Consider the following 26,045-nt stretch of genomic DNA (forward strand, 5'->3'; position numbering starts at 1 on the left):
TCTTCATGGTTTCTCCATTTTAACTACACTTTTGCCCCGTAGAGTAGCGCTTGTTCTCGAACTGACCAGAGAACAGATCATTCCATAATCAATGAGTTTTCCCCGTCGCCCCCGACGGGGCTTTTTTTCCCCGCTGCGATCGCAGGTATTCCCTTCATTAATGTGTTAAATTTGTTGTATCTATGTTTACTCTTCGTTGGTAGCCGTTTTCCAGCATAAATGACTGACGGCCCCACCCGCGATCGGGAGCCGTACATTCATGTCAGATTTTATTCTTGCTCGCGTCTCGCAAACGCTCGCCACTGAACATTCTCTCGAAATGTTAGTCAGGCAGCTGCTTGAGATGCTGGAGCTTGTGACCAGAATGGAGTCAACTTATCTGACTCGTATTGATTTAAAAGCGCAGCGCCAGCTGGTGCTGTACGCGCATAACAGCAGCGAAATGCAGATCCCGGAAGGGTTTTCGGTGCCGTGGAATGAGTCGCTGTGTAAACGTGCAATCGATGATAACTGCCAGTTCAGTAACGATGTCAACACCCGCTGGCCGTCGTGCATCGCCGCTCAGGGGCTGGGGATTATCACCTTCTTCAGCATTCCCGTGCGCCTCGCCGATGGCTCGCTGTACGGCACATTATGTGCAACCAGCCGCAATAAGCAGCCCTATAACCTCGAAGGCGAGCAGGTGATGGCGCTGTTTGCCAACTTAATTTCTCACTATGTTGAGAAAGAGACGCTGGTTGATCAGCTTCGCGCCGCCAACGTCGCGCTGGAAATGCACTCCTATACCGACGAGCTGACCGGTTTAGCCAATCGCCGGGCGCTGTTTAAGCATCTGTCGTCAATGTTTCCCCGCGAGCGCGAGCAGCAGCGCAATCTGCTGATGATCTTTATCGACCTTGACGATTTTAAAGCGATAAACGATCGCTTTGGTCATCAGTGCGGGGACAGCTTTTTGATCCAGATTGGCGAACGGCTGAAGGCGCATATTCGCCAGGGAGACCTGGTGGGACGTCTCGGCGGTGATGAGTTTTTAGTCGTCGGCACCGAACTGGACACGCTGCAGCAACAGTCCTTTGTTGCGACCCTGCGGCAGGCCTTATGTGGGGTTTACTTTCTTGGCGAACACCGAATTAACTATCCTGGCGCCAGTTTTGGTATCACAGAGGTAAATCCCCAGGTTCTGGATGTCGAAAGTGCGCTGCGCGCTGCGGATGACGCTATGTATCAGGATAAAAAGTCCCGGCGGCGGGATTCCTTTCTGAATATTGATTAAAACCTGACGGCGATATCCAGTATGATAGCGAGGTTTTCCGGTAAGCTGTTGCGATGCGGCGGCTTAATGGTTTTGTGGCAGGACAGGTCATATTTTTAGCTTCAGGGGTAACATCATGAGATTGGGTATTCTTTTCCCGGTGGCCATTTTTATCGTCGCCGTTGTTTTTCTCGGTTGGTTTTTTGTCGGCGGCTACGCGGCTCCGGGCGGCGCGTAATGAAAAAAAGCACCATTCTGATGATTATCATCGCGATCGTTGCCCTGGCCGGCGTTCAGTTTGGCTGGTGGTAGCATCGGCGGTCGGGGATCGTTCGTCAGAGCGTTATTGCGGAGTTATCCTATCCACTCAATAAGTTAACGCTATACACTCACTTCATCAGCCGACTCCGCACGCTCTTTGCCCGCGGACGGTGGACAACGGAGAAGTGAGAAATGAAAAAACCGATCGTGTTATCGTTGATTCTTGCGCTATGCACGCTGTTATCGGGATGTATTGTTGACGACGGCTATCACCACAGGCACCACCACCATCATCATTATGACGGCCGCGGCTGGTGACGGAAGGGTTAAGCAGGGCGAACGCGCGTTCGCCCCATAGCCTTAGTCCTGACGGTCAGAACCTAAAAAGAAGAAGCCCAGCGGAATGGAAAACAGCAGCGTGAACACGATGCTGTACACGGTCACCATCGCCCCCTGCAGGAAAAACATCGATGTGCTCCATTCGGAGTACGGCATATTGTATTCGCTAACGACCCCTCCAAACGTTGCGCGGCCCACCACGGTAAGCGCGATGGCAAACACAATCCCTATCGACAAGAAGAATTTCTTGCTGTTTTTGTTGCTGATGAGCTTTTGCAGAATCATCCGGGTTCCCTTTTCTCTGACCGATAATCGGCTGTATATGTAACATCAATGCAATAAAAATTGAAGGGTTTTTGTTACAAGCCAGAGGATAAAGCTATCAGGCCGGAATCACTACCGGCCAGCGGTTTACGATTGCAGGGTTGCCAGGCGCGCAGCAAAGCCGACAAACACCAGACCAATCAGACTGTTGCCGATTTTTGCCAGTTTCTTTCTGGTCTTCACGTAGCGCGTCACGAACGAGCCGGACAGGATCAGGAAGCTCATATACATAAAGCTAATCACTTCCAGCGTCAGCGCGAGGATAAAGAACGCCAGTCCGGGTGTTGTCGCGTTAACGTCGATGAACTGCACGAAAAAAGAGACATAGAAAAGAATGGCTTTGGGATTGGTCAGGCTAAGCGTCAGCGAGCGTTTCAGAATCGCGCTTCCCGGTTCAGCCCCGGCGTCCGCGTGCCCTTCCCGCTGAGTCAGAACGGAATAGAGCATCTTGCCACCCAGCCACAGCAGGTAAATCGCGCCCAGATAACGAACGATATTAAACAGCACCGGCGTGGTCTTAATCAGGGTCGCAACGCCGGCAAACGCCAGCAGCATCAGCACCGCGTCGCCGATGAACACGCCAGCCGCCGCCAGATAGCCCTTTTTAACGCCGTGTGCGATACCGGTTTTCAGAACAAAAAAGGTATTAGGGCCGGGCACCAGGATGATAAAAATAGCCCCGACCAGATAGGTCAGATAATTCAACACACCAAACTCAGCGAACACGCTGCACTCCTTCGCTTTCAACAAAAAACATGATCGCGCTCACGTTAACGCAACTGCCGCGATTTTGAAAGCGCTTACGGTGCTTGTTGGCTTAGTAGAGTGAGCCTTCGCCCAGCGGGCGGGTTTTGAAGCGCCGATGTACCCACAGATATTGCTCCGGCGCGCGCAGAATCTCTTTTTCAATCACCCGGTTGATATAGCTGGCCGCATCCTGTTTATCTTCGCCAGGATAGTCATTCAGCACATCGCTGATGTACAGGGTGTAACCTTTACGGTCCATCTTACGCACCATACTGATGCTCAGCATCTTCGCACCGGAGAGACGCGACAGGACGTAGGTGCCGTTTGTCGTCGCCGCCTGAGGGACAGAGAAGAACGGCGCAAACACGCTGCCTTTCGGGCCATAGTCCTGATCCGGGGCGAACCATACCGCCTCGCCGGCTTTCAGCGCGTGCACCAGACCAGATAAATTGCGGCGATCGATCATCGCTTTATTCGAACGCAGGCGTCCGCGGGTTTGCACCCACTCCATCAGCGGGCTGTTGTGCGGGCGATAGGTCGCCATCATCGGCCGACACAGACCCATGGTACGGCCACCGAGCTCCAGCGACATAAAGTGCACGCCAACAACCATAACACCCTGCCCGGCGCTTAACGCTTTGCTCAGATTCTCAAAGCCTTCAACGTCGAACCATTTTTTAACCCGCTCGTCGCTCCAGAACCAGGCCATACCGGTTTCGATAAGTCCCATGCCCAGCGACATAAAATTCTGCTCAATCATCTTTTCCCGCGCTTGCGGTGACATGTCCGGAAAACAGAGTTCAAGATTACGTCGGGCAATATGTTCGCGGCGCTTAAGGAAGCGGCGTGACGCCTTGCCTGCGCTGGTGCCGATGATGTGTAACAGAGGATAAGGCAATTGCACGATTAACCAGAGAATGGCAAGGCCAAACCAGGTCCCCCAGTTACGAGGGTGCAGAAGACTTTTATTAAAAGCGCAAGGCATGATTTTTCCTGTAAACGTCTATAAATGAGTAGCGCTTAAGGAAAAAACGAAGTCCATTCATCAGTCGTTAGGCGGTACGTATAGCAACTATGACAATAGTAATCCGGCTAAATTCACTCCGGCAAGTAAAAAACACCTCCGCGGTGAAAAAAGCATAATACCCTCATAGTTGTAACAGAATGTAAAATAAAAAAGAAGATCCCATTACAAATATTTACTGTGACAACCCTTTTCTCGCTAATTATTTCGATCCGCTGATTGCACATTATTAAATCAATTTGTACTCTTCAGCGTCATATTGCTTCGCAGCCCCTGCCGTCACTGGCCGGCAACAACTTACCCACCCTGTCATCCTGCCCGAGGCGACGCGGTGGTAAAAAGTATAAACGTTGCTAAAGAATCGCGGCAATCAATATAACGCATCTCCATATATCAGAGTCAGAATCTATAAAACAGTATGCAACATATCTTTTCATTCCTTTTCTATATATCAAATAAGAATCACCTTATTTTATAAATCCGCACAATGTCTGGCGCTTTCGCTAAATAAATCATCCACTATTCGTTTACAACGAAAAATTATCCTTTTTTATCCCCGACCTTCAATGATAAGCCGCCCGTAACACGGGCCGGAGACCTGATGCCGTGAAATCAACAACATTTTCTAATCGCAACAGTCACTTATTGAAATTATTGTTCGCACGACCCATTTTTGCGCCGCCTTTTAATTGTAATGATAACCATTCTCATATTAACATGTCGCTATTGATAACCTGTTTTGAACCCGCTTATGTCTCAGCTTTCCGCCACCACGCCGTTCACGCTCGCGTCTCTGTATCAAGCCCATCACGGCTGGCTGACAACCTGGTTAACCGGCAAGCTGCAATCCGCCTTTGACGCCGATGATGTCACTCAGGATACCTTTCTGCGCGTGATGGGCAGCGAATCGCTGACGGCGATCCGCGATCCTAGATCCTTCCTGTGCACCATCGCCAGACGGGTGATGATCGATCTGTTTCGCCGTAATGCGCTGGAACGCGCGTGGCTGGAGATGCTTGCCCAGCTTCCGCAGGCCCTGGTCCCTTCGCCGGAGCGACAGCACATCCAGCTGGAGACGCTGCAGCAGGTCGATGCCATGCTTGATGGCCTGAGCCGGAAAGCCCGCGCGGCCTTTTTGCTTTCGCAGCTGGAGGGGCTGACGTATGCCGAGATTGCCGAACGCCTGATGGTATCGGTCAGCTCAGTAAAAAAATACGTCGCCAGAGCGACTGAGCACTGCCTGCTTTTTCGCCTGGAGAATGGCCTGTGAGTTCCGCATTAACCGAATCCCGTCGTCTGGCTCTGCGTTCCGCATCGCGCTGGTACGCGGTATTAAGCGATAGTCGCGTCAACCCCCGACAGGAGGTCCGCTGGCAACAGTGGTATGAACAAAGCCGCGATCACCAGTGGGCGTGGCAGCAAGTCGAAAACCTGCGCCAGCAGATGGGACAACTTCCCGGTCCCCTTGCCAGCCGGACGCTCAACGACAGTCGCCTGACGCGTCGCCAGGTGCTGAAAGGGCTGATGCTGCTGGTTGCCGCCGGCGGCGGCTGGCAGATGTGGAGCAGCGAACTGGCGGAAGGATTGCGCGCCGATTACCGCACGGCAAAAGGCATGCCCCTGCGGCAAACGCTCAGCGACGGCACTCTGCTGACGCTCAATACCGACAGCGCCGCCGATGTGCGCTTTGATGGCCACCAGCGCCTGATTCGCCTGCGCTACGGCGAAATTGCCATCACCACCGCCCGCGACCGCCGGCAACGACCGTTTCGCGTCCAGACCCGCGACGGTTTACTCACCGCGCTGGGCACCGAATTTACCGTCCGCCAGTTTGCCCGTGACACGCGCCTGACGGTGCAACAGCACGCCGTCGAGGCGCTGCTGCCAGACGGACAGCGCAAGATTGTCCACGCGGGCGAGAGCCTGTGGTTTACCCGCGATGCCTTCACCCGCCTTCAGGCGCTCAACAGCAGCGACGCCAGCTGGACGCAGGGCGTCCTCAGCTTCCGCGATCGTCCGCTGCATGAAGTGCTCGCCACACTCTCCCGCTATCGCCCCGGGATCTTACGCTGCGATCCCGCCGTCGCCGGTTTGCGTCTGAGCGGCACCTTTCCGCTGGGCGACACCGATGCGATTTTGCACATCATCGCGCAGACCCTGCCGGTAAAACTGCAATTTGCCACCCGCTACTGGGTCACTGTCATCGCAGCCTGAGAAAAAAAAACAAAAAATTTGCCTTCTCCATTGTCCCTTTTCACCCGCTCGTTCGACTTAACAGGTGATGACAACCAAAAACGATTGTGGAGAACACATGACGCCTTTACGCGTATTACGCAAACCGATGCCTCTGGTGATGGCAATCCGTTTAAGCCTGCTGCCGCTCGCGGGGCTGGTCGCTGTCCCCGCATTGGCGGCAACGCAGTTTGATATTGCCGCCGGGGATTTAGACAGCGCACTGAACCAGTACGCCGCCCGCAGCGGCATTACGCTCTCGGCGGATGCTGGCCTGACGCGCGGAAAACACAGCGATGGCCTGCACGGCCGCTATGAGCTGGAAGAGGGTCTGCAAACGCTGCTCAGCGGGAGCGGACTGCAGCTGAAATCTCTGGGTAATCAGGCCTGGACGCTGGAACCGGCGCCGGTTAATACGGAATCCACGCTGACGGTGATCGGCGACTGGCTTGGCGACGCCCGGGAAAACGATGTTTTTGAACACGCCGGCGCCCGCGATGTTATCCGCCGCGACGATTTCGCCAAAACCGGCGCCACCACTATGCGCGAAGTCCTGAATCGCATTCCCGGCGTCAATGCGCCGGAAAATACCGGTACCGGCAGCCACGATCTGGCGATGAACTTTGGCATCCGGGGGCTGAACCCACGCCTCGCCAGCCGTTCTACGGTACTGATGGACGGTATTCCGGTGCCTTTCGCCCCCTACGGTCAACCTCAGCTATCGCTGGCGCCGGTATCGCTGGGCAATATGGATGCGGTGGATGTGGTTCGCGGCGCAGGCGCCGTGCGCTACGGGCCACAAAACGTGGGCGGCGTAGTGAACTTTGTCACCCGGGCCATCCCGCAGGACTTTGCTATCGCGGGCGGCGTAGAAGGCCAGCTCAGCCCGACCTCTTCGCAGAACAATCCCAAAGAGACGCATAACCTGATGCTGGGAGGGACCGCCGATAACGGACTGGGGGCTGCCCTGCTCTATTCAGGTACCCGCGGCAGCGACTGGCGTGAACATAGCGCCACGCGCATCGATGACGTGATGCTGAAAGGCAAATATGCGCCAAACGCGGTGCACACGTTCAACAGCTTGCTGCAGTACTACGATGGTGAAGCCGATATGCCCGGCGGCCTGTCCCGCGCCGATTATGCTGCCGATCGCTGGCAGTCCACCCGCTTAAAAGATCGCTTCTGGGGACGACGTCAGCTGGCCAGCCTCGGCTATCAGTTCCAGCCCGATGACCGGCACAAGTTCAACATTCAGGGCTTCTATACCCATACGCTGCGCAGCGGTTATCTGGAGCAAGGGAAACGCACCACGCTTTCCCCGCGTGAATACTGGGTGCGCGGTATCGAGCCGCGCTACAGCCAAAGCTTTATGCTTGGCGCTTCCGCGCATGAAGTCGGCGTCGGCTATCGCTACGTGAATGAATCCACGCACGAGATGCGCTATTACACCCCCACCGTCAGCGGCAAGTTGCCCGACACCGCCAGTCCGTACGACCGCGATACCCGCTCTGGCACCGAGGCTCACGCCTGGTATATCGACGATCGCATCGATATCGGCAACTGGACGGTCACGCCGGGGATGCGTTTCGAACATATTGAGTCTTACCAGGACGACAGCCTGAAAGGCACCCGTCAGCAGGTCAGCTATAATGCCCCGCTGCCGGCGCTTAACGTACTTTATCACCTCACCGACAGCTGGAATCTTTATGCCAATACAGAAGGATCGTTCGGTACCGTACAGTACAGCCAAATTGGCAAGGCTGTGCAAAGCGGCAATGTGGAACCGGAAAAGGCCCGCACCTGGGAAGTCGGTACCCGCTACGACAACGGCGCGCTGAGCGCGGAAATGGGACTCTTCCTGATTAACTTCAACAATCAGTACGACTCCAACCAGACCAACGATACCGTCACCGCTCGCGGTAAAACTCGCCACAGCGGACTGGAGACGCAGACGCGTTACGATCTCGGCGATCTCAATCCGCAGCTGGAAAATCTGTCGGTCTATGCCAGCTATGCCTATGTCAACGCCGTCATTCGTGAGAAAGGCGATACCTACGGCAACCAGGTGCCTTTCTCACCCAGACATAAAGGTACGCTCGGGGTAGATTACAAACCGGGTAACTGGACGTTCAACCTCAATAGCGATTTCCAGTCCAGTCAGTTTGCTGACAACGCCAACACCGTGGAAGAGAGCGCTGACGGCAGCAACGGTCGCATTCCGGGCTATATGCTGTGGGGCGCCCGCGTCGCCTACGATTTTGGCCCGCAAATGGCCAATCTCAATCTGGCGTTTGGCGTAAAAAATATTTTCGACCATGAGTACTACACCCGCTCATATGACGATAACAACAAAGGCATCTATGTCGGCCAGCCGCGTACCTTGTATCTGCAAGGCGCCATGACATTCTGATGATGACGTGGTGGTAATCAAAACGTTCGTCACCGTCCCGCCCAGGGGCGGTGACGGTGTTGTTTTACCGTGGGGCCGACGTTCGGCCCTGTACTGGCTTCACGCCGCCAACAACTCGCGAGGCAACAGCGTCTCCGTCAGCGGCGACAGGCAAGCGTTCATCACACCATCACGCAGCCTGTTCTAAAATTCGTTTTGCCGACGATCGAATCAGATAAGCCTCATCCCGGCGGCGAGGTAACGCAAGCTACTCACGACAATGTATTTTCTTTTTATGAGCAAAATGATTAACTGACGCCTGTTAAAGACTTTTTTCACGCTTTTATGCGTCTTTGTCGCCACGCATTTCGGGCTTGAGTATGGCTATAAATGAAATTATTTCGGGATTTGCTCACCGATTATTTCGCCGCGAACTGGCGTCTCTACCCCCTGCTGGCGTTATCTGGATACAGGCCACCAGAATGAGCCGATATTATCCCAATCACGCGGATGGAGAAAAACGATGCGTCTCGCCTTAAAATCAGCATTGATGCTAACCACGCGCGTTATACAGATAATCAACCCGGAACTTCAGTTGCATATGCAACGCACGGCGCTAATTGCTCTCGAACTTTCGTTAGCTCTGGAACTGCCGCGGTCGCAGCAGCAGACCATATTTTGCGCCGCACTGCTTCACGATATTGGCGTGCTCGGCGATAAGCGAATCGTCACTTCGCTGAATGACATTGATAATATCGAAGACCCTCACCAGCATCGGGGGGCCGAGATGCTCAGCGGCTTACCCACCTTCGCGCCTGTTTTGCCTGTTATCCGCCATCACCACTTTAACCCGGCGCATAAAGGTAACCTCGAAGAGCATATCGTTTTTTTTGCCGATGCTTTTGAACGTCTGCTCTCCACCGGAAATATCACCACGGATCACCACCCCGACATTATCATCGACACCTTCCGCACCTTGCATCATGAGATTGATCCGATGCTCTGTGACACCGTCTGCCAGCTCGCGCAAAAAGAGCATTTCTGGCTGCATCTTCATCCCGGACATATCCAAAGGATGCTGGAGATCATCGGCCCGATTAACGAGCTGTACATCGATATCGACGGGCTGAAAGATATTTGTTTGTTAATCGCCAAAATTGTCGATACCTACAGCAGTTTCACCGCCAGCCACAGCATTATGGTCGGTGAAATATCCTGCCTGCTGGCAACCTATATGCATCTGCCGGAACAGGAGTGTAAAAAAATCGAAATTGCCGGCTATTTGCACGATATTGGTAAAATTAATATCCCGCTGGATATCCTGGAAAAGCAAAGCGAACTCACGCCTGATGAACTCCGTCAGGTGCGAGAACATAGCTATATGACCGGTGAAATTCTCAGCGCCTTTAGTGAACTGGGTGAAATCATTAACTGGGCGGCAAACCACCATGAAAAACTCGATGGCAGCGGCTATCCGCTGCATCTGAATCAGGATTATCTGCAACTCCCTGACCGGATCATCGCCATTGCCGATATTTTTACCGCTCTGACCGAAGATCGCCCCTATCGCGTCGCCATGCGTTATCAGGATGCATTACAGCTGATAGAGAACGATGTTATAAATGGCGCCCTGGATAAAGATGTTTTTTGTACCTTATGCCAGCATGCCGGCACGCTACATAGCACGATTATTCGCAAAAAACGCAGCTAACCCTCTGCCCGCAAGTGGGCAAAAGCGGGTTCTATAATTAGACGTAACGTCATTTGTTCATCTGCACGCAAGGAAAATTCGGGTGAGAATCGCCACCATGACCAACTGGGCCTACGGGATCACCGTTTGCCTGACCATCACTTCCGGTATTGCCATGCTGATGGCGTCCAACGCGGAGACGGCCGAACGCCAGGCCGTACAACAGCGGCAGATCTTCGACCAGTTAACCGAAACGGTTGAAACCGAGAGCTGGGAATTATCCGACCTCGCTCGCGCTTACGTCATTAACAAAAATCCGGATGTGTTGCAGGAGTACCGCCAGCAGGCCCGTTCGCTGACGACCATAGAGCACCGGCTGGAAAAGCTGAAAGATCGGGGAGCGACGCCGCAGGAGCTGATGTTGCTGCGCGAGGGGCTGCAGATCGCGGATGAGCTGCAGGATGAACAGCAGGCCGCGCTCGCCAGTATTGAACGCGGCGCAGACAGCGAGGCGCTCTCCCTGCTCTACGGCAAGCATTATGAACAGGAGCTGGACCGGGTACAGACACAGATCGATCACTTCCGCCTTATGCTGGAAGGCCGGGCCGCCAGCGCCATTGCGCAAGCCACGGAAAAATCGCACACCTGGCGTACGTTATCAGAAATAATGGTCGCGCTGACGGCGCTGATGTTCCTGTTTGTCCTCGGGTTTATCCTTCAACGGCGGGTATTGTACCCGGTTGTTCGTTTAAGCGATGTGGTACAGCGTCTCGCCTCACAGGATTATGCCGTCGAAGCTCCCCAGTTCACGCAGATCGATGAGATTGGCGATATGGCGCAGGCGATCCGTATTTTCCGCGAAAATGGCCTGGCGCGTCAGCGTCTTGAACAAGAGCGCGATGCCGACTGGGCGATTCGGGAACTGCTGGCGCGCATGACGCAGCGTCTGCAAGGCTGCGAATCTTTTGATGATGTTATCAAGGTCGCCGAGCTCTTCGCGCCGAATATCGCCCCCGCAATTCCCGGGCGCCTGTATGTTCTCGAAACCAATCCCTGGCAGTTGCGCTGTGTGGCCCAATGGCTCTCGCCGCCGGATGAACCCGAGGTCTTTTATCCTGACAACTGCTGGGCCGTCCGCCGTGGATTAAGCCATCCACCGGTCAATGGTGAGCCTGACATCGCCTGTTCACACCTGCCGGACGCCTGCATTCATCAATCGCTTTGCGTGCCGCTGGTTGCGCAAGGAGAAGCCATCGGCCTGCTCTCCTTCAGGAATGTCACCTCTGCTACCGCCCCTTCGCGTGCCTATCTGGAGCTGATGGCCGAAGCGCTGGGTCTGGCGCTGGCAAACCAGCGTCTGCGCAGCGCGCTGCTGGAGAAAGCGCTGTTTGATTCGCTGACCGGGCTGCGTAACCGTCATCATCTGGATGATGCCTTGCATACGCAAATCAATCTCGCGGTGCAAAACCATGCTCCGCTGAGCTGCCTGATGATCGATATCGATCACTTCAAGACGATTAACGATCGGTATGGTCACGAAGCCGGCGATCTGGTGATCAAGAGCGTAGCGGTCATTGTCCAACGCGCGGTACGCGACAAAGGCATGGCTTTTCGCTACGGCGGCGAGGAGTTTCTGGTGCTGCTGGCCGGCGCCAGTGAAGAGGCGGCCCGGGCCTGCGCAGAGGAGATTTACGACAATGTCCGCAGCCTGACCCTGCGCGATGGCCTCACCGAGATTGGCCAGGTGGATGTCTCCATCGGCATTGCCAGCTTCCCGCAGCATACCCAGAGCGACAGCCTGCTGCGTGCCGCGGATGCCGCACTTTACCGGGCCAAAGAGCAGGGCCGCTCCAGAATAGTCAGTTTCGGCATGCTGAAATCCGACTAAACGCCATAAGGGGATAAGCTGTCTGCTTATCCCCGCAGCAGCAAATGGGTGGCTATCCCCCATTTCACCAGCGATAACCGACCTGCCGCATACTCCAGAACCGAGTAGCTGCCATTCTGATGCGTATAGCGGGGGAAGTGCTCCGCGCCATGGCCGTCAAGAATGGAGATAACCGCCTGTATGACCTGGCCATGAGAAACCACGCACACGCAGCGATCCCCCGCCTCACCGGCTGCAAGCAGCGCCGCGGTTGTTCTGGCGGCGGCAGCGGTCAGCGACTCGCCGTTCGGCGGCGTCACATGCGGATCGCCGGAGTAGATCGTATCGAACAGCCTTCGCTGCGCGTCGTTGAGCTGCGGATAGACCGTGCCCTCTAATGGCCCGAAACCCCGTTCAATGAGCCGCGCATCAAAGCGGATTGGACAGGCAAAATGGGCCGCGATCGGCATAGCCGCCGCGACGGCGCGACCTGCAGGAGAAGAGACCACCCGATCTATCTCCTCACCGTCAAGCGCGCGAATCAATGCCGCGATTTGTCGATGCCCACGCGCGGTTACCGGGCTATCAAGCTGCCCCTGCAGGCGGTTAACGCTATTCCATTCGGTTTCACCATGTCTGACGAGCAATATCTTCATTGACAGCATCGGGTTACGAGTTAGCGGGCAACATTACCCTCTGCAGAGAATAAAAAGAAAGTGATGCCCGGTCCAGCGTTCCCCTGACGCGCATCCTGTTGGCCGCGCGGTGGAACAGAAAATCAGACCGCCATACTCTCAGGCGTTTTTCGCCTTCGGATCTCCGCAATGCAGATGGCAGAAAAAATGAAATAAGGATGATATGATCTCTGGAAAATGATGCCGGCATTAACCTAAGGGCCTACTGAATGAATAATGAAATACCGTTAAAGTATTATGACATCGCCGAAGAGTACGCGACAGAATGCGCAAAGCCGGTCAGTGAATCGGAACGCGAACCTCTGGCGCACTATTTTCAGCTGCTGCTCAGCCGTCTGATGAACAACGAGGAGATCAGCGAAGAGGCCCAGGCAGAAATGGCGCACGAAGCCGGTCTCCACCCGGATCGTATCGATGAGATCGCGACGTTCCTTAATCAGTGGGGCAATGAGTAGCCTGCCACCGGCTCTCTGGCCAGGATAAACAGGCGTGTTGTTATTCTGACGCACGCTATTTCCCCTCGCATAGCCAAAATTTATCGTCCAGACTGAAACCAAAGACGTGGTCTGCGCAGCCATTGTGCATTACACTGCGCGCTGCAAAAATTGAGTTAATACACGATTAAGTAGGTGGTAACGGCGATGAACGGAACAATCACAACCTGGTTTAAAGATAAAGGTTTTGGATTTATCAAAGATGAAAACGGCGATAACCGCTATTTTCATGTGATTAAGGTCGCCAATCCTGAGCTGATTAAGAAAGATGCGGCGGTGACCTTCGAACCCACCACCAATAACAAGGGTTTGTCAGCGTACGCGGTGAAAGTGGTACCAGAAAGCAAATATATCTATATCGCCGGCGAGCGCCTGAAGCTCACGTCGATCAAATCCTACCTGGTCTACAGCGAAGAGGTACCTGCCGATACCCGCATTGATAAAGAAAATGCGGTGCTGTCCGTGGGGATCCTGATGAGCAGCATCAAGCCGAAATCCGACGTTAAGCCCGGTGACATGCGCTCGCTGAAAAAACTGGCGATCACCACTTTTCAGGGCACGACATTGATCTTCTCAGAAGATGAAATTGACATCGACGCCACGGTGAAACTGCTTAAAGTCTGATCGTACTCTGATCCAGGCCGGCAGGCTGCACCCTTCTGATGCAGCCTGCCGGCCCCTCAAACCGCTCTCCATACGCCCTCTCTTGCCCCGGTTCTGCAACCTCGGGTGCCAGAGTAACATCGGCGCATTCACTCACACAGGTCATGCATTTACCACCCCTTGCAAGATAGCCTGCTGCCGATCCAGGGTGAAAATGCGCCACTCTACCTGGCGGGCATTCAGCACAAACAGGGCCGTAGCCAGGGTATTTTCCTCATCCGGATCCTGCGGCGATAAACGGTATATCGGCAGTGCCGCAACCTGCTGATCGGATAAGATAGCCAGGGCGCCCGTTGCATCCAGTTGCGATGACGTTGTTAACTCGTCGATAAGGCGAGCCTGACGCGAAGCGGAACTGTCGGTAATGACCTGCTGCACATCCCTGAGCGATTCGTGAATCAAATGGTTAGCATGACCAAATGTGCCATCCAGCAAACGCACTGAATGCCCGGCGCCTGTCGCTTCAATGCTGAACAGACGACTATCTCCGGACTGTCCCAGGGTGTGATGGAATGCACCTGAACGCGGCAGGGTGGTTAAAACGGCAATGGCCTCATCCAGCGTGCTGGCATTCAGCGCAGCGCGCGCCAGGATTTGCCGCGGTATACCGACGGGCCGGTGCAGCGCGCGAATGTTATTTACGGTATTCACGATCCCCATGGCATTGACTGCAAAAGTATGACCGCAAAGCGAACCTGGGTAAGCAAAGCTGGAAAAGGCCATCCCCTCGGTAGGTGAAATACTGACCCATGCGCAATCGTCGCGTAGCTGCGGGAACCCGTCTTCGTTGTGGGCGATCACGCGCTCCCCCTCGCGGCTCTCCCCCACTACCGTGGTACAACCATCGGACGTTGATCGCACTAAATCACCCCGGCAGTTCCAGGCGAAAACTTCGTCAACCGGCGCTTGTAAACCCGCTGCCATACCGGTCAGCTCCTGCCAAATCAACGGAAACTGCTGCTCAACCAGGGTTCGCATCGCCCGAGTTTGCGCACTGTCTTTCATACCAATAACCGTTTGCCACAGCGGAATATGTACCAGCTTTTGATGCCAGGCGTCGCGACCGAATTCGCCCAGGCGTTGACCAACGGCAAACGAAGATCCACTAATTGTGATTTTTTTCATATTGTTATCATTCACTTCTATTCAGGATACGTGTTGCAAAAATTCTTTCAGGCGCGGATTACTGCTCGCGTTTAGCAGCATATCAGGTGATCCATCCTCGGCAATGGTTCCCCTGTCAATAAAGATCAAGCGCGATGCCACGTCACGCGCAAAGCCAATTTCGTGCGTGACAATGACCATAGTCATCCCTTCATCAGCCAGCGAGCGCATAACCTTTAACACTTCATGACGCAATTCAGGGTCAAGCGCGGAAGTAGGTTCATCGAACAGCATCATTTTCGGCTTCACCGCCAGCGCACGCGCAATCGCCACGCGCTGCTGTTGGCCGCCGGATAACTCCGATGGATAGTGATTAGCTCGGTCCTTCAGGCCGACGCGATCCAGCAATGCCAGCGCCTGTTCGCGCGCCGCTGCTTTACTCTGTTTACGCACCCGAATGGGGCCAAACATCACATTCTCCAGCGCGGTTAAATGCGGAAAGAGATGGAATTGCTGGAACACCATGCCTGCTTCACGGCGGATATCACATTCGCTGGCGTGCGGATCGGTAATATGCATCCCCGCCACCAGCAGCGTACCAGAGCTAATTGCCTCCAGTTTATTGATACAGCGTAGCAGCGTCGATTTACCCGACCCCGAAGGTCCGATAATCACCACCACTTCTCCGGCTTCAATTTTCAGATTGATATCATGCAGCACGGGCGTCGTGCCGAAGCTTTTAGATACTGCGCTAAATTCAACCATGCTCATAAAATATGGATCCTTTTCTCTAGTTGCTTCAGCAGAAAACTCAGGCACAACGTCACCATCAGATAAATCAACGCTACTGCCGTCCACACTTCCAGGGCACGAAAGTTGCCGGCAATAATTTCCTGTCCTTGCCGCGTTAACTCAGCTACACCGATGACAATGAACAACGAAGTATCTTTAATACTGATAATCCATTGGTTACCCAGCGCTGGAATCATACGCCGCAATGCCAGAGGCATAATCACATGCCACACGGTGCTGCGTTGGGATAATCCCATTGCCAGGCTGGCTTCTTTAAAACCTTTATTGATCGATAATATTGCTCCACGCGTTATTTCGGCAATATAGGCACCGGAGTTAATTACAATCGTCGCAATCGCGGCAGTAACGGGTTCGATACGCACAGGCAATATCATCGGTAATGCGAAATAAATAAACATCACCTGTACCATGATCGGCGTACCACGAATTAATTCAATAAACACTAACGATAGCGTTTTCGCTATGCGACCACCAAAAGCCCGGCAGGTCCCGGCGAACAAACCAATAATAAAACCGCCCAACAGACCTGACAGTGAAATAATCAATGTCAGTTGCAACCCCTGCAACAACAGTGGCAGGGATTGCCATATATAATGACTATCAAAATTCATAATAAAACCAGTTCAGATGGAGTATGGGCCGAATTTCTTCGGCCAGAAGATGTTATTTCGGTTGTTTATCGAACCACTTCACATAAATTTTGCTATAGGTACCATCTGCGCGTAATGCCTCAAGTGCGGCATTTATTTTTGGTGTCAGGCTGCTGTTTTTCTGCATCGCGAAGCCATACTGCTGTGGCAAAATGCTATCGCTTTCCCCTGTAGATTTAACTTTCCCACCGCCCGCCGTTTTTACGTAATAGAGCACGTTCGGCGAGTCATGTACCACGGCGTCGAGGTTCCCTGCCTGCAGATCGAGATAGGCATTGTCGATGTTCGGAAATTCAATATAGTTAGCTTTGTATTTTGATTTCATAAAGGTCGCGGCGGCGGTGCCTTGTTTAAGCCCTACTTTCTTGCCCGCCAGATCGCTGAAGCGGGTGATGCTATTATTACCTGTCTTCACCGCCATTAATAAATCAGCGTTATAATATCCATCGCTAAAGTCGACAACCTGTTTTCGCGCATCGGTAATGGTAATCCCCGCCATAGCTACATCTAAATTACGCGATTGCAAGCCAGGAATTAACCCACCGAAATCCATGGGGCGTAATTCGTAGCTTATATTCATTTTTTTGGCAATCGCATCCCACAGGTCGATATCAAAGCCCACGTATTTATCACCTTGTTTAAATTCAAAGGGAACAAATGCCGTATCAACACCCACCGTAATTTTATCCTGGGCTGCGGCCAGGAAACTGGTGGAAAACGCGACCAGAGCCAATGTGATTTTTAATTTGCTAAGTAAAGTAGACATAATAAACCTCAACGTCGATGAGAAAATATATATAACAAAACAGGTGCTGCGCCCGCTGAAAGGCTAACAACTGATGTGTGTATTCCATGACAAATTATGCCTGCCAAGAGGAATGAAGAAAAAATAGACTCCTGTTTGTCAGTCAATTATTTAAGCGGGAATAATCTCATCCCCGGTATCGGGTACTGGCGTCTGTGCACCGTTCATAAGCATAGAAAGTAAGCTGTAATAGCCGTTAATTCCCATCAAATCCACCACGCCCTTTTCTCCCCAAAGCGCTATGGCGTGTTGCCAGGTATCATCGCGGATTTTTTTCTCCTGGTGTAGCTGCTGGCAGAAATGATAAACCACCCACTCATCCGCTTGTAAATCCAGCGGTAGACGGCATTCATTAATAGCCTGTACCGCAGCGGCTGAAATTCCCTTCTCGCGGGCAATGGGCGCATGAATCGCCCATTCCACCGGCTGGGACCAATGGCGCGCGGTCATAAGAATGGCCAGTTCAGACAACCGTTGTCCGAGTGCGCTGCGATAACGCAGGTACTCCCCCATCCGCTGTGCGTGAGCCATCAATTCAGGGCTACGCAGCAACGGTTCAAAGGGCGGTAACAGCGCACCACGGGGGCCGTTGATGATCTCCTCCGCCAGCGGACGCTGATATTCATCCCACTCCTGTTCGGCCAGCGGCGGTAAGCGATTAATCATGCTGGCCTCGCTAACTTGTGCGTTTCTTCACGAATGACCTGGTGCAGCGTATCTACCACAAAATCAAGCTGCGGCGGGGTAATGATAAACGGCGGGGCTATCAGGATATGATCGCCATATTGCCCATCAATGGTTCCTCCCATCGGATAGACCATCAGGCCACGGGACAAACAGTTGGCCTTGATTGCCGCATGCAGCTTTAATGCGGGATCGAACGGAGTTTTGTCCCCTTTATCATGGACCAACTCAACACCGGCAAACAGGCCTCGTCCGCGGGTGTCACCGACATGCGGTAGCGCACCCAGCACATCACGCAGCGCGCTTTGTAAGTAATGACCCTGTTGTTTCACCGCTTCCAGCAGATTGTCACGCTCGATAACCTGCTGGACCGCCAATGCCGCGGCGGCGGCAGTGGCGTGACAGATGTAGGTATGTCCATGCTGGAACAGACCGCTACCAGCCTGAAGTGCGGCCATAATCTTCTCACCGGCCAGTACCGCGCCGATCGGCTGATATCCGCCCCCCAAACCTTTTGCGATGGTCACCAGATCCGGGACAACATCATCCTGCTCGAAAGCGTGCAGCGTGCCTGTACGTCCCATGCCGCACATCACTTCATCGGCAATATACAAAATGCCGTATTTATCGCACAGTTGACGCACGCCGCGCAGATAACCCGGGGTCGGTGGGGTCGCGCCGGTTGTCGCGCCGACCACCGTTTCTGCACAGAAACCGATGATAGTTTCCGGGCCGGCCTCAATCATTGCCTGCTCCAGTTCCAGCAGCAAACGATCGGTATACTGCTGCTGGCTCTCATCCTCGCGCCGATCGCGATATTCATTGCAGGCGGCGACGCGAATCACATCGATCAGCAACGGTGCGAATTGACGGCGACGCCATTCATTTCCTCCCACGGCCAATGCTCCCAGCGTATTGCCATGGTAGCTCTGCTTGCGGGCCATAAATTTGGTGCGCTCCGGCTGACCGATTTCGACAAAATACTGGCGCGCCAGTTTCAATGCGGTTTCGACCGCTTCGGAGCCCCCGGAGACGAAATAGACGTAGTTAAGGTCTCCCGGCGCCTGGCGAGTCAACTGCTCCGCCAGTTGCTCAACGGTATCGCTGGTAAAGAAACTGGTATGCGCATAGGCTAACCGATCGATCTGTCGATGCAAGGCGGCCAGCACGTCAGGATGCCCATGCCCAAGGCATGAGACGGCGGCTCCGCCACAGGCATCAAGATAACGTTTGCCGCTGGCATCGGTGATGTAAACACCTTGCGCGCTCGCCGCGACGGCGGGGGTGTGGCGTAAGCTGCGATGAATGATCTGACTCATGCTCTGTTCCTGCTCCTGAAAACGCTATTGCGTACTATGAGGATTATCTTGCAGGATTCATTTGAATCACGTCAACGCAATTATGATACACATGTATTTAATTTTCTTATCACAGAGACAAATGCTTCATTTATCCGGATTTGCCGGGGACCACATACGCGCCAGAGTCGATCAGATAACGCTCGGCGCTCTCGATTTTGCTGACCGCCTCGTTGCCGTGACGCGCCACCAGCATCGCCAGCAGGCATTCCGCCAGCCCCATCCCGGAGACGACCGACGGGAAAAATGAAGGGCTGTCAATTGAAAACAACAATGTACACTCCGCAGCCTGAGCTAAAGGGGAGACCGGTGAGTCGGTGATGGCGATAATGCGAGCACCAGCCCGCTGTGCCGCATGCAGGACATCCAGGGACTCTCGTGAATAGGGGGCAAAACTGGTGAGCAGAACACAATCGCGAGCGGTTAGTTCACGGGTAAACACTTCAATGTTGCTTGCCAGGCCATCAATCAATGACACCCGACGGTTGAATAAGCGGTAGACGTAATACAACGACCAGGCAATCGGGAAGCTGGCGCGAAACCCGCAGATATAGACGTTGTCCGCCTCATCCAGCAGCGTGACGGCTCGCGGCATCGCCTGCTGATTTTCACTCCCGGTGAAGACCAGATTCGCCTGATGCGCCTGAAAGACTTCCTCATACAGATTCGATTGCGTATCTTTGGCAACGAGCTTTTTTGCTTTAGATACATATGTATCATTGCGTAAGCCGAGATCGTCAATAAAGGCATCTTTCAGCTCTCCCCAGCCGCTAAATCCGAGACGCTGCGCCAGACGCAGCAGCGTGGCGGGCTTCACCCCGGCTTGTGCCGCGAACGCTCGCATAGATTGCACAACCAGTATATTCACGTTTTGCAGACAGAACTCCGCAGCCCGCTGTAACTCAGGGGAAAGTGTACTGAACTGACTGACAATATTTTCTTGTGGATTCATCATGTTGGTCACCGGATTTCAGAAGCAAATATCTAAACACATTTGTGATTGAGACTCTACTCTCCGGGTTGCTCAGCCCTGCAACTCACCTACTTCGCCCGAGAAGCTGCACTCTGACCGCCGGCTATCCGCAGTGATGCTCCGGCACTTCGTCAGCCTTGCTGCCATGGGTTTGCTCGTCGACCATGAAGATGACTCATGTTGTAATGAAATTATGTCGCTTTCACTCCTCCAGGGACTCTGGCATAAAATATGCTCTATTAATCAGAGACAATATGATGATCGCTGAATGAAATAACCAGATAAAAAGAAAGGATATGCTGGGATTCAGGGAATAACTTCAGTTTTCATATCAGAACTTAGGGTGCACCATCGCGATGAATAAAGATTTTGCTTTTACTATTAAACGTAGTCGTTTTGACGCGCATTATAACCCCGCTGAAAATACGCGAATTACAACCAACTTCGCGAATCTGGCCAGAGGGGAAAATCGCGAGGAGAACTTGCGTAACACGCTGACGATGATTGACAATCGTTTTAATGCGCTGGCGTACTGGGATAACCCGAAAAGCGATCGTTATTCTGTTGAGCTTGAAATTATTTCAGTTGAAATGACACTCACTGACCAGCACCGCAGCGGCAGCTTTCCGGTCATTGAGATATTAAAAACGAACATTCTCGATAAAAAAACGCACGAACGTATTGACGGTCTCGCCGGGAATAATTTCTCCTCTTACGTACGCGATTATGATTTTAGCGTGCGACTGTTAGAGCATAACCAACAGCAATCCGCCTTTAGCATCCCGGATGGTTTTGGTGAATTACATGGAAATATCTTTAAACACTTCGTTAATTCAACGGTATACCAGCAGAACTTTAACAAACCGCCGGTAATCTGCCTTAGCGTATCGAGCAAAGACACCTATCAGCGCACGGGAAATCAGCATCCGGTACTGGGTATCGAATACCAGCAAAATGGCTCGTCGTTGACTGAACAATATTTTTCCAGAATGGGATTAAAGGTTCGCTATTTTATGCCGCAGAATAGCGTTGCGCCGTTAGCATTTTATTTTTCTGGTGACTTGCTTAGTGATTACACTAATCTTGAGCTTATCAGTACCATCAGTACAATGGAGACGTTCCAGAAGATTTATCGGCCTGAAATTTATAATGCCAACGCCGCCGCAGGGCAATATTATCAACCGAACCTGAATCACCAGGATCATTCATTAACTAAAATTGTTTATGATCGGGAAGAACGCAGCCAACTGGCGATTGAACAGGGAAAATTTACTGAAGAGCATTTTATCAAGCCTTACCAGAATATTCTTGAGAAATGGTCTGCTGGCTACGCGCTTTAATTTACCGAACATACAAGGTTTTCTATTATGAAAAAATTATTACCCACGTCGACGGCTGGCAGCTTACCTAAACCTTCCTGGCTGGCAGAGCCTGAGAAACTATGGTCTCCGTGGAAATTACACGACCAGGAATTAATTGAAGGGAAAAAAGATGCGCTAAGCTTGTCGCTGTATGATCAGTTACGCGCAGGAATTGACATTGTCAGCGATGGCGAACAAACGCGCCAGCACTTTGTCACCACCTTTATTGAGCATCTCAGCGGCGTCGATTTTGAGAAACGCGAGGTGGTGAAAATTCGCAATCGCTATGAGGCGAGCGTGCCGACGGTCGTGGGTGAAGTGGCGCGTCAGAAGCCCGTTTTCGTTGAAGATGCCCGGTTTTTACGTCAGCTGACCAGACAACCTATTAAATGGGCTCTGCCAGGACCGATGACGATGATCGATACCCTCTATGATAACCACTATAAAAGCCGTGAAAAGCTGGCCTGGGAATTCGCCAAAATTCTCAATCAGGAAGCGAAAGAATTAGAGGCGGCGGGTGTCGATATTATCCAGTTTGATGAACCGGCATTTAATGTCTTTTTTGATGAGGTGAATGACTGGGGGATCGCCGCGTTAGAAAGAGCCATTGAAGGACTAAAATGTGAAACGGCGGTACATATCTGCTATGGATATGGCATCAAAGCCAATACTGACTGGAAAAAGACGCTGGGATCAGAGTGGCGCCAGTATGAAGAGGCGTTCCCAAGGCTGCAAACATCGAATATCGATATCATCTCGCTGGAGTGTCATAACTCGCGTGTCCCCATGGATCTGCTGGAGCTGATTCGCGGCAAAAAGGTGATGGTGGGAGCGATTGACGTGGCAACCCAGGCGATTGAGACGCCGGAAGAGGTCGCCGGTACGCTACGTAAAGCGCTTGAGTTTGTCGATGCCGATAAGCTTTATCCTTCGACCAACTGCGGGATGGCGCCCCTGTCTCGTCAGGTCGCCAGAGGCAAGCTCAATGCGCTAAGTGCCGGCGCAGAGATCGTCCGCAAGGAGCTGCTGGCGAAATAACGCTGGCGGAGCCAGCGCGCTGAAAGAAAGTCCGGGTCAGGCGTTCGGATCGCTATCCCCCTGGCCGGACCGAACAGCGCGCAATACGACCGCACAGAAAGCCTGAGGTGCCGTGCGTTCATCTCTCCCTTTAACCGCCGTGCAGCCCGTCGGAACGCTGTCTCCGCGGGCGTTAATCGGATAACGTCTTACTCATATTGATTCCCGTCACCCAAAAGCCGGTGGACTCGTAGACGTGGCGGGCGCGTTGGTTATCTCCGGCCACGCGAAGTCGAATCTGTTCGATCCCCTGGTCCCGCATCTCCCGCTCAAAAGCGCGTAGCGCCTGCGTGCCCAGCCCCTGCCCCTGACAGGCGTTGAAGATATAAAAATCAAAGATGAACACGGTTCGCGCGGCGGTATCGGGTTTGTACCAGAGGTAGCCGACGTGCTCGTCGCGATTGTCTGATTGGCTAAAAAGAGACAGCAAAACCTGCCCGGGGGTATTCACCCCCTCAGGAAGATCCTCGGCGATTTCACGCGTCGCTTTTGTCAGTGAATCCTCTGCGCTAAGCCGATAGTTGGCGGCAATTTCACGCGCATAATCCGTAATAAAGTATTCCAGATATGCCGGATATTCTTCTTCGCGCATGGGGCGGAACATCATCATTGATTCATCCTTTGAGGGGGCGATATTTTCGCAGCGAGACGATGCATTCATCCCTTTTCATTGACGCGGCTATCCACAGCGACAGATGACGAGCGGCAAGGCCAGCTACCACATTAAATCATCAGGTACTTTGAAGTCAGCATACGGATCGTCTTCATCCTGCTCTTCCTGACTGAGCGCGCTGTGTAACACAATGCTGTCCGCATCGCGCTGCGCAATCTTATCTGCGACGTTAGCCGGAATAATCGCGTATACGCTCTCGCCGCTGCTGTCTGGCACCAGACGCGCGATCGCCAGACGGCCGCTAATCAGTTGAGCCTGAATCAGCTTATCGACAAAAATTTTCTTGATGAGGTTGTTGTCGGTAAAGTTAAAGCCAATGTCGCCTTTTGCCGGAACAATCCGGTTCATTTCAATAAGCTGCTTCACCTGGGCTTTATATTCTTTGGCTAAAGCGGCCTGCTTTTGCTGTTCACCCAGCTGCTTATCACGCTCGAGCTGCGCTTTTTTGTTTTCTTCCACCGCTTCTCGCGCTTCACGTGCCTGAACCCGTGATTTTTTGGCCGTTCTTTGCACTTTAGCGACCTTTTTGCTGGTCACTAACCCGGCTTTCAGCAGCTGCTCTTGTAAGGTGAGTTTTGTCATTTCGTCTCTGAACCCGTTGAGAAATTTCTGCGATTATAGCGGGAATGTTGGCGGCTGTGCCAGATTGCATCGCCGGAAGGCGAGCTGGTTTATGGAAGACGGCGGCCTTACAGGTCGAGGGAAGCATGGCAGAATTCCATTTCGAAATGGGGCAAGGTCAAGGGTGATGCAGACGGAACGTTGCGCCGGTTCCGGTCTGAAAACCACTCTCAGGATATGCGTAAACATCCGCGACATGTCGGATTTAAAGACGTTGGAAACCAACATGGCGTCCGCAGGCTTTTACCCGATTCACCGACGGTATTACTGGACATGCGTCGGAAAAAGTCCGGGCCAGCAACGCTGTGTTCATTAAGAAACAAACGAACACTCACCACTTGAGAGCATTACCTTCTGACAATCCTGGCTATTGGCTATGCCCACTGACCACGACTCTGTTTCGTCCTTGTCGTTTCGCTTGATATAACGCGGAATCAGCTTCCATGAGAAGCCGCTCGTAGTCACCCTCATAATCTTTTAGCCCCGCCACACCGATCGAGACCGTAAGGTGTCCGGCCTCAGAGAACTCGGTATCCGATATGACCTGGCGGATCCGTTCGGCTATCGCAGCAGACTCGGCGAGCGTGGTTTCCGCCAAAAGGATAACGAACTCCTCGCCCCCAAAGCGGCTGATAACATCCTCTTTTCGACATGTCAGTCTGAGCAAATCCGCGGTATGAACCAGCACGGTATCCCCCGCACTGTGCCCGAAACGATCGTTAATCGTTTTAAAATGATCGATATCTACTGCGATTGCGCACTGATTTTTAAGGTTCTTGATATACGTTAATTGCTCATAGAAACCACGCCGGTTATATAAACCCGTCAAAGGATCTGTCATCGCCTCATCACTGAGCGCTGCAAATTGTGCAGAGACTAAACGAAAACGTTTTTCCATCGCATCTCTGAGTAAATACGCCTCCTGGTACCAGGCCCTGATCGAAGAGAGTTTCTCTGGCGACATGAGACTGTCATTGGCCTGAACCAGCCGCGCAAGCTGCTCCAGCGGTTTTGCGATACGGGAAGAAAGAAAAGCCACCCCTGTAGTAATAAAGAACAGTATCGCCAGCACCAGTCCGGAAATTTTCTTCACAGTATTGAGCAACATACTGGTGACGACCTCTGACGGCGTCGACACAATAATATTCCAGTCAGATTTCTTAAGACCCGCATAGCCAACCAAATAATCTCGTCCGACAAAAGAACCGTTTAAGTTGTTGCTCATATACGTTTTCAATTGCGGCGTGAGATTGACGGGCGAGCGGGTCATCGTGGGAACAGTATTGAATATAACCTTGCCATCGCGATCGACAATAGTGACAGAGACATTATCTTTATAAAAATGAAGGCCAATAAGATCGCTGAGCATACTCTGTTTTTTCAGATAAATGCTGCCGCCGAGATACCCCAGATAGTGACCATCTGGCGAACGGAGTGGATGCGAGAGCATTATCATGTCATTTCCGGCAATCGACGTGAACGGACCAGAAATCAGTGGTTTTCGCGCAACCAGAGCAGCCTGGCTTGCTTCGGAATGTACTCTGACGCCTGTCAGTGCGGGCAAGTAAGGTGACGTGGCAACAATCACCGCCTTCGCATCAACCACCCCAACCGAGTTAAATACCGCTGACCGGATCCGCAGACGCTCGACCTCATCCCTGGCCACGGATGCATCGGTGCTCTGTAACTCAGACGCTGTCCAGGCTAATTCACGCTGGGCCATGGCCAGATATCGGTCTGTGGTATCCGCAATTTTCATCGCGTAAGCCAGGTTGCTCTCACGGAGAGAATCTTCTATTTCTTTCTTTTGAAAGAAATAGATACCGGCAAGGAGAAGAATAGTTGTCAGGATAGCTCCTCCGGAGTAGAGCGCAATAAGCAGAGGGAGGAGAAACGGTTTTTTTTGAAACATTTATCACCTGTATTTCAGAACATCCTGGCGACCTGCC

26 protein-coding genes are annotated in these 26,045 nt (G+C 52.8%); 12 read left to right on the plus strand and 14 right to left on the minus strand.

The genetic code is table 11. The features are described 5' to 3' along the window. The first annotated feature begins 259 nt into the window (after positions 1–259). The 3 genes from ROR01S_RS12550 (at position 260) to ROR01S_RS27075 (ending at position 1,831) form a co-directional block, all read left to right on the plus strand. Positions 260–1,273, plus strand: a complete 1,014-nt coding sequence (locus ROR01S_RS12550) for a sensor domain-containing diguanylate cyclase (protein ID WP_032717241.1) — start codon at positions 260–262, stop codon at positions 1,271–1,273. 115 nt (positions 1,274–1,388) lie between these two features. Next, positions 1,389–1,490 carry a YoaK family small membrane protein gene (locus tag ROR01S_RS27070; RefSeq protein ID WP_004101234.1) on the plus strand — a complete coding sequence of 34 codons (102 nt, stop codon included), beginning with the start codon at positions 1,389–1,391 and terminating at the stop codon, positions 1,488–1,490. A gap of 215 nt (positions 1,491–1,705) precedes the next feature. After that, complete coding sequence (locus ROR01S_RS27075; protein WP_088911622.1) at positions 1,706–1,831, plus strand: hypothetical protein; 126 nt, start codon at positions 1,706–1,708, stop codon at positions 1,829–1,831. Positions 1,832–1,873: 42 nt separating this feature from the next. Here ROR01S_RS27075 and ROR01S_RS12555 read toward each other — a convergent pair whose 3' ends face one another. From ROR01S_RS12555 to lpxP, 3 genes are all read right to left on the minus strand, one after another. Then, entirely contained in the window at positions 1,874–2,137 is a 264-nt protein-coding gene (locus ROR01S_RS12555; RefSeq protein ID WP_004860746.1) for a DUF2534 family protein, read from the minus strand. A 126-nt stretch (positions 2,138–2,263) separates the two neighbouring features. Further along, entirely contained in the window at positions 2,264–2,902 is a 639-nt protein-coding gene (leuE, locus tag ROR01S_RS12560; RefSeq protein WP_015584612.1) for a leucine efflux protein LeuE, read from the minus strand. Positions 2,903–2,993: 91 nt separating this feature from the next. Continuing rightward, positions 2,994–3,908, minus strand: coding sequence for a kdo(2)-lipid IV(A) palmitoleoyltransferase (gene lpxP / locus ROR01S_RS12565; RefSeq protein WP_004860740.1), 915 nt, complete (start codon positions 3,906–3,908; stop codon positions 2,994–2,996). 790 nt (positions 3,909–4,698) lie between these two features. On the opposite strand from lpxP, the gene fecI reads away from it, so the two are divergent. The 5 genes from fecI to ROR01S_RS12590 all read left to right on the plus strand — a co-directional run bounded on the left by fecI (position 4,699) and on the right by ROR01S_RS12590 (position 12,146). Further along, positions 4,699–5,217 carry a ferric citrate uptake sigma factor FecI gene (fecI, locus tag ROR01S_RS12570; RefSeq protein ID WP_015584613.1) on the plus strand — a complete coding sequence of 173 codons (519 nt, stop codon included), beginning with the start codon at positions 4,699–4,701 and terminating at the stop codon, positions 5,215–5,217. Continuing rightward, positions 5,214–6,161, plus strand: a complete 948-nt coding sequence (gene fecR / locus ROR01S_RS12575; RefSeq protein ID WP_032717239.1) for a ferric citrate uptake sigma factor regulator FecR — start codon at positions 5,214–5,216, stop codon at positions 6,159–6,161. Before fecI ends, fecR begins: the two co-directional genes overlap by 4 nt. Before the next feature lie 97 nt (positions 6,162–6,258). Continuing rightward, on the plus strand, positions 6,259–8,589 hold the full coding sequence (fecA, locus tag ROR01S_RS12580) for a TonB-dependent Fe(3+) dicitrate receptor FecA (RefSeq protein ID WP_064359537.1): 2,331 nt from the start codon (positions 6,259–6,261) through the stop codon (positions 8,587–8,589). Positions 8,590–9,091: 502 nt separating this feature from the next. Then, the gene (locus ROR01S_RS12585; protein WP_004860727.1) at positions 9,092–10,279 is read left to right on the plus strand and encodes an HD-GYP domain-containing protein; all 1,188 of its coding nucleotides are present in this window, start codon (positions 9,092–9,094) and stop codon (positions 10,277–10,279) included. Positions 10,280–10,361: 82 nt separating this feature from the next. Then, positions 10,362–12,146: a diguanylate cyclase gene (locus ROR01S_RS12590; RefSeq protein ID WP_044350713.1), complete on the plus strand. Its 1,785-nt coding sequence runs from the start codon at positions 10,362–10,364 to the stop codon at positions 12,144–12,146. Between the two features lie 26 nt (positions 12,147–12,172). On the opposite strand, the gene ROR01S_RS12595 is transcribed toward ROR01S_RS12590, so the two are convergent. Continuing rightward, positions 12,173–12,781 carry a histidine phosphatase family protein gene (locus ROR01S_RS12595; protein ID WP_032724345.1) on the minus strand — a complete coding sequence of 203 codons (609 nt, stop codon included), beginning with the start codon at positions 12,779–12,781 and terminating at the stop codon, positions 12,173–12,175. A gap of 248 nt (positions 12,782–13,029) precedes the next feature. Here ROR01S_RS12595 and ROR01S_RS12600 point away from each other — a divergent pair, with 248 nt between their 5' ends. Further along, a complete protein-coding gene (locus ROR01S_RS12600; RefSeq protein WP_064359538.1) occupies positions 13,030–13,275 on the plus strand; it encodes a YmjA family protein in 246 nt (81 codons plus the stop codon). 186 nt (positions 13,276–13,461) lie between these two features. After that, entirely contained in the window at positions 13,462–13,938 is a 477-nt protein-coding gene (locus tag ROR01S_RS12605) for a cold-shock protein (RefSeq protein WP_032717235.1), read from the plus strand. Between the two features lie 141 nt (positions 13,939–14,079). Here the strand turns inward: ROR01S_RS12605 and ROR01S_RS12610 are convergent, their stop codons facing one another. From ROR01S_RS12610 to ROR01S_RS12640, 7 genes are all read right to left on the minus strand, one after another. After that, a complete protein-coding gene (locus ROR01S_RS12610; RefSeq protein WP_064359539.1) occupies positions 14,080–15,102 on the minus strand; it encodes a C45 family autoproteolytic acyltransferase/hydrolase in 1,023 nt (340 codons plus the stop codon). A gap of 21 nt (positions 15,103–15,123) precedes the next feature. Next, positions 15,124–15,846: a glutamine ABC transporter ATP-binding protein GlnQ gene (gene glnQ / locus ROR01S_RS12615; protein WP_015584619.1), complete on the minus strand. Its 723-nt coding sequence runs from the start codon at positions 15,844–15,846 to the stop codon at positions 15,124–15,126. Positions 15,847–15,848: 2 nt separating this feature from the next. Further along, positions 15,849–16,505 (minus strand): glutamine ABC transporter permease GlnP, encoded by a 657-nt coding sequence (glnP, locus tag ROR01S_RS12620; protein WP_015584620.1) that lies wholly within the window; start codon positions 16,503–16,505, stop codon positions 15,849–15,851. A 52-nt stretch (positions 16,506–16,557) separates the two neighbouring features. Then, positions 16,558–17,310, minus strand: coding sequence for a glutamine ABC transporter substrate-binding protein GlnH (gene glnH, locus ROR01S_RS12625; RefSeq protein ID WP_064359540.1), 753 nt, complete (start codon positions 17,308–17,310; stop codon positions 16,558–16,560). Positions 17,311–17,460: 150 nt separating this feature from the next. Then, a complete protein-coding gene (locus tag ROR01S_RS12630) occupies positions 17,461–18,015 on the minus strand; it encodes a carboxymuconolactone decarboxylase family protein (protein WP_015584622.1) in 555 nt (184 codons plus the stop codon). Continuing rightward, positions 18,012–19,352 (minus strand): aspartate aminotransferase family protein, encoded by a 1,341-nt coding sequence (locus ROR01S_RS12635; protein WP_048024547.1) that lies wholly within the window; start codon positions 19,350–19,352, stop codon positions 18,012–18,014. Before ROR01S_RS12635 ends, ROR01S_RS12630 begins: the two co-directional genes overlap by 4 nt. A 130-nt stretch (positions 19,353–19,482) precedes the next feature. Then, a complete protein-coding gene (locus ROR01S_RS12640; protein ID WP_015584624.1) occupies positions 19,483–20,343 on the minus strand; it encodes a MurR/RpiR family transcriptional regulator in 861 nt (286 codons plus the stop codon). Between the two features lie 377 nt (positions 20,344–20,720). On the opposite strand from ROR01S_RS12640, the gene ROR01S_RS12645 reads away from it, so the two are divergent. Together ROR01S_RS12645 and ROR01S_RS12650 are read left to right on the plus strand one after the other, a co-directional pair. Beyond that, positions 20,721–21,704, plus strand: coding sequence for a DUF1852 domain-containing protein (locus ROR01S_RS12645; protein ID WP_004860711.1), 984 nt, complete (start codon positions 20,721–20,723; stop codon positions 21,702–21,704). A gap of 27 nt (positions 21,705–21,731) precedes the next feature. After that, entirely contained in the window at positions 21,732–22,763 is a 1,032-nt protein-coding gene (locus ROR01S_RS12650; protein WP_004860708.1) for a methionine synthase, read from the plus strand. A 172-nt stretch (positions 22,764–22,935) separates the two neighbouring features. Here ROR01S_RS12650 and ROR01S_RS12655 read toward each other — a convergent pair whose 3' ends face one another. The 3 genes from ROR01S_RS12655 to ROR01S_RS12665 form a co-directional block, all read right to left on the minus strand. Beyond that, positions 22,936–23,412 (minus strand): GNAT family N-acetyltransferase, encoded by a 477-nt coding sequence (locus ROR01S_RS12655; protein WP_064359541.1) that lies wholly within the window; start codon positions 23,410–23,412, stop codon positions 22,936–22,938. A 105-nt stretch (positions 23,413–23,517) separates the two neighbouring features. Beyond that, on the minus strand, positions 23,518–24,057 hold the full coding sequence (locus tag ROR01S_RS12660) for a DUF2058 domain-containing protein (RefSeq protein ID WP_004860702.1): 540 nt from the start codon (positions 24,055–24,057) through the stop codon (positions 23,518–23,520). Positions 24,058–24,463: 406 nt separating this feature from the next. Next, entirely contained in the window at positions 24,464–26,008 is a 1,545-nt protein-coding gene (locus ROR01S_RS12665; RefSeq protein WP_004860698.1) for a sensor domain-containing diguanylate cyclase, read from the minus strand. Positions 26,009–26,045: the final 37 nt, after the last annotated feature.

The sequence above is a fragment of the Klebsiella ornithinolytica NBRC 105727 = ATCC 31898 genome (assembly GCF_001598295.1).
Taxonomy (GTDB): domain Bacteria; phylum Pseudomonadota; class Gammaproteobacteria; order Enterobacterales; family Enterobacteriaceae; genus Klebsiella; species Klebsiella ornithinolytica.

Bases quoted from the DNA above. Each gene is read 5' to 3' on its own strand.
- ROR01S_RS12550 (WP_032717241.1), top strand. From the start codon at position 260: ATGTCAGATTTTATTCTTGCTCGCGTCTCGCAAACGCTCGCCACTGAA.
- ROR01S_RS27070 (WP_004101234.1), top strand. From the start codon at position 1,389: ATGAGATTGGGTATTCTTTTCCCGGTGGCCATTTTTATCGTCGCCGTT.
- ROR01S_RS27075 (WP_088911622.1), top strand. From the start codon at position 1,706: ATGAAAAAACCGATCGTGTTATCGTTGATTCTTGCGCTATGCACGCTG.
- ROR01S_RS12555 (WP_004860746.1), bottom strand. From the start codon at position 2,137: ATGATTCTGCAAAAGCTCATCAGCAACAAAAACAGCAAGAAATTCTTC.
- lpxP (WP_004860740.1), bottom strand. From the start codon at position 3,908: ATGCCTTGCGCTTTTAATAAAAGTCTTCTGCACCCTCGTAACTGGGGG.
- fecI (WP_015584613.1), top strand. From the start codon at position 4,699: ATGTCTCAGCTTTCCGCCACCACGCCGTTCACGCTCGCGTCTCTGTAT.
- fecA (WP_064359537.1), top strand. From the start codon at position 6,259: ATGACGCCTTTACGCGTATTACGCAAACCGATGCCTCTGGTGATGGCA.
- ROR01S_RS12585 (WP_004860727.1), top strand. From the start codon at position 9,092: ATGCGTCTCGCCTTAAAATCAGCATTGATGCTAACCACGCGCGTTATA.
- ROR01S_RS12595 (WP_032724345.1), bottom strand. From the start codon at position 12,781: ATGAAGATATTGCTCGTCAGACATGGTGAAACCGAATGGAATAGCGTT.
- ROR01S_RS12600 (WP_064359538.1), top strand. From the start codon at position 13,030: ATGAATAATGAAATACCGTTAAAGTATTATGACATCGCCGAAGAGTAC.
- ROR01S_RS12605 (WP_032717235.1), top strand. From the start codon at position 13,462: ATGAACGGAACAATCACAACCTGGTTTAAAGATAAAGGTTTTGGATTT.
- ROR01S_RS12610 (WP_064359539.1), bottom strand. From the start codon at position 15,102: ATGAAAAAAATCACAATTAGTGGATCTTCGTTTGCCGTTGGTCAACGC.
- glnQ (WP_015584619.1), bottom strand. From the start codon at position 15,846: ATGGTTGAATTTAGCGCAGTATCTAAAAGCTTCGGCACGACGCCCGTG.
- glnP (WP_015584620.1), bottom strand. From the start codon at position 16,505: ATGAATTTTGATAGTCATTATATATGGCAATCCCTGCCACTGTTGTTG.
- glnH (WP_064359540.1), bottom strand. From the start codon at position 17,310: ATGTCTACTTTACTTAGCAAATTAAAAATCACATTGGCTCTGGTCGCG.
- ROR01S_RS12630 (WP_015584622.1), bottom strand. From the start codon at position 18,015: ATGATTAATCGCTTACCGCCGCTGGCCGAACAGGAGTGGGATGAATAT.
- ROR01S_RS12635 (WP_048024547.1), bottom strand. From the start codon at position 19,352: ATGAGTCAGATCATTCATCGCAGCTTACGCCACACCCCCGCCGTCGCG.
- ROR01S_RS12640 (WP_015584624.1), bottom strand. From the start codon at position 20,343: ATGAATCCACAAGAAAATATTGTCAGTCAGTTCAGTACACTTTCCCCT.
- ROR01S_RS12645 (WP_004860711.1), top strand. From the start codon at position 20,721: ATGAATAAAGATTTTGCTTTTACTATTAAACGTAGTCGTTTTGACGCG.
- ROR01S_RS12650 (WP_004860708.1), top strand. From the start codon at position 21,732: ATGAAAAAATTATTACCCACGTCGACGGCTGGCAGCTTACCTAAACCT.
- ROR01S_RS12655 (WP_064359541.1), bottom strand. From the start codon at position 23,412: ATGATGATGTTCCGCCCCATGCGCGAAGAAGAATATCCGGCATATCTG.
- ROR01S_RS12660 (WP_004860702.1), bottom strand. From the start codon at position 24,057: ATGACAAAACTCACCTTACAAGAGCAGCTGCTGAAAGCCGGGTTAGTG.
- ROR01S_RS12665 (WP_004860698.1), bottom strand. From the start codon at position 26,008: ATGTTTCAAAAAAAACCGTTTCTCCTCCCTCTGCTTATTGCGCTCTAC.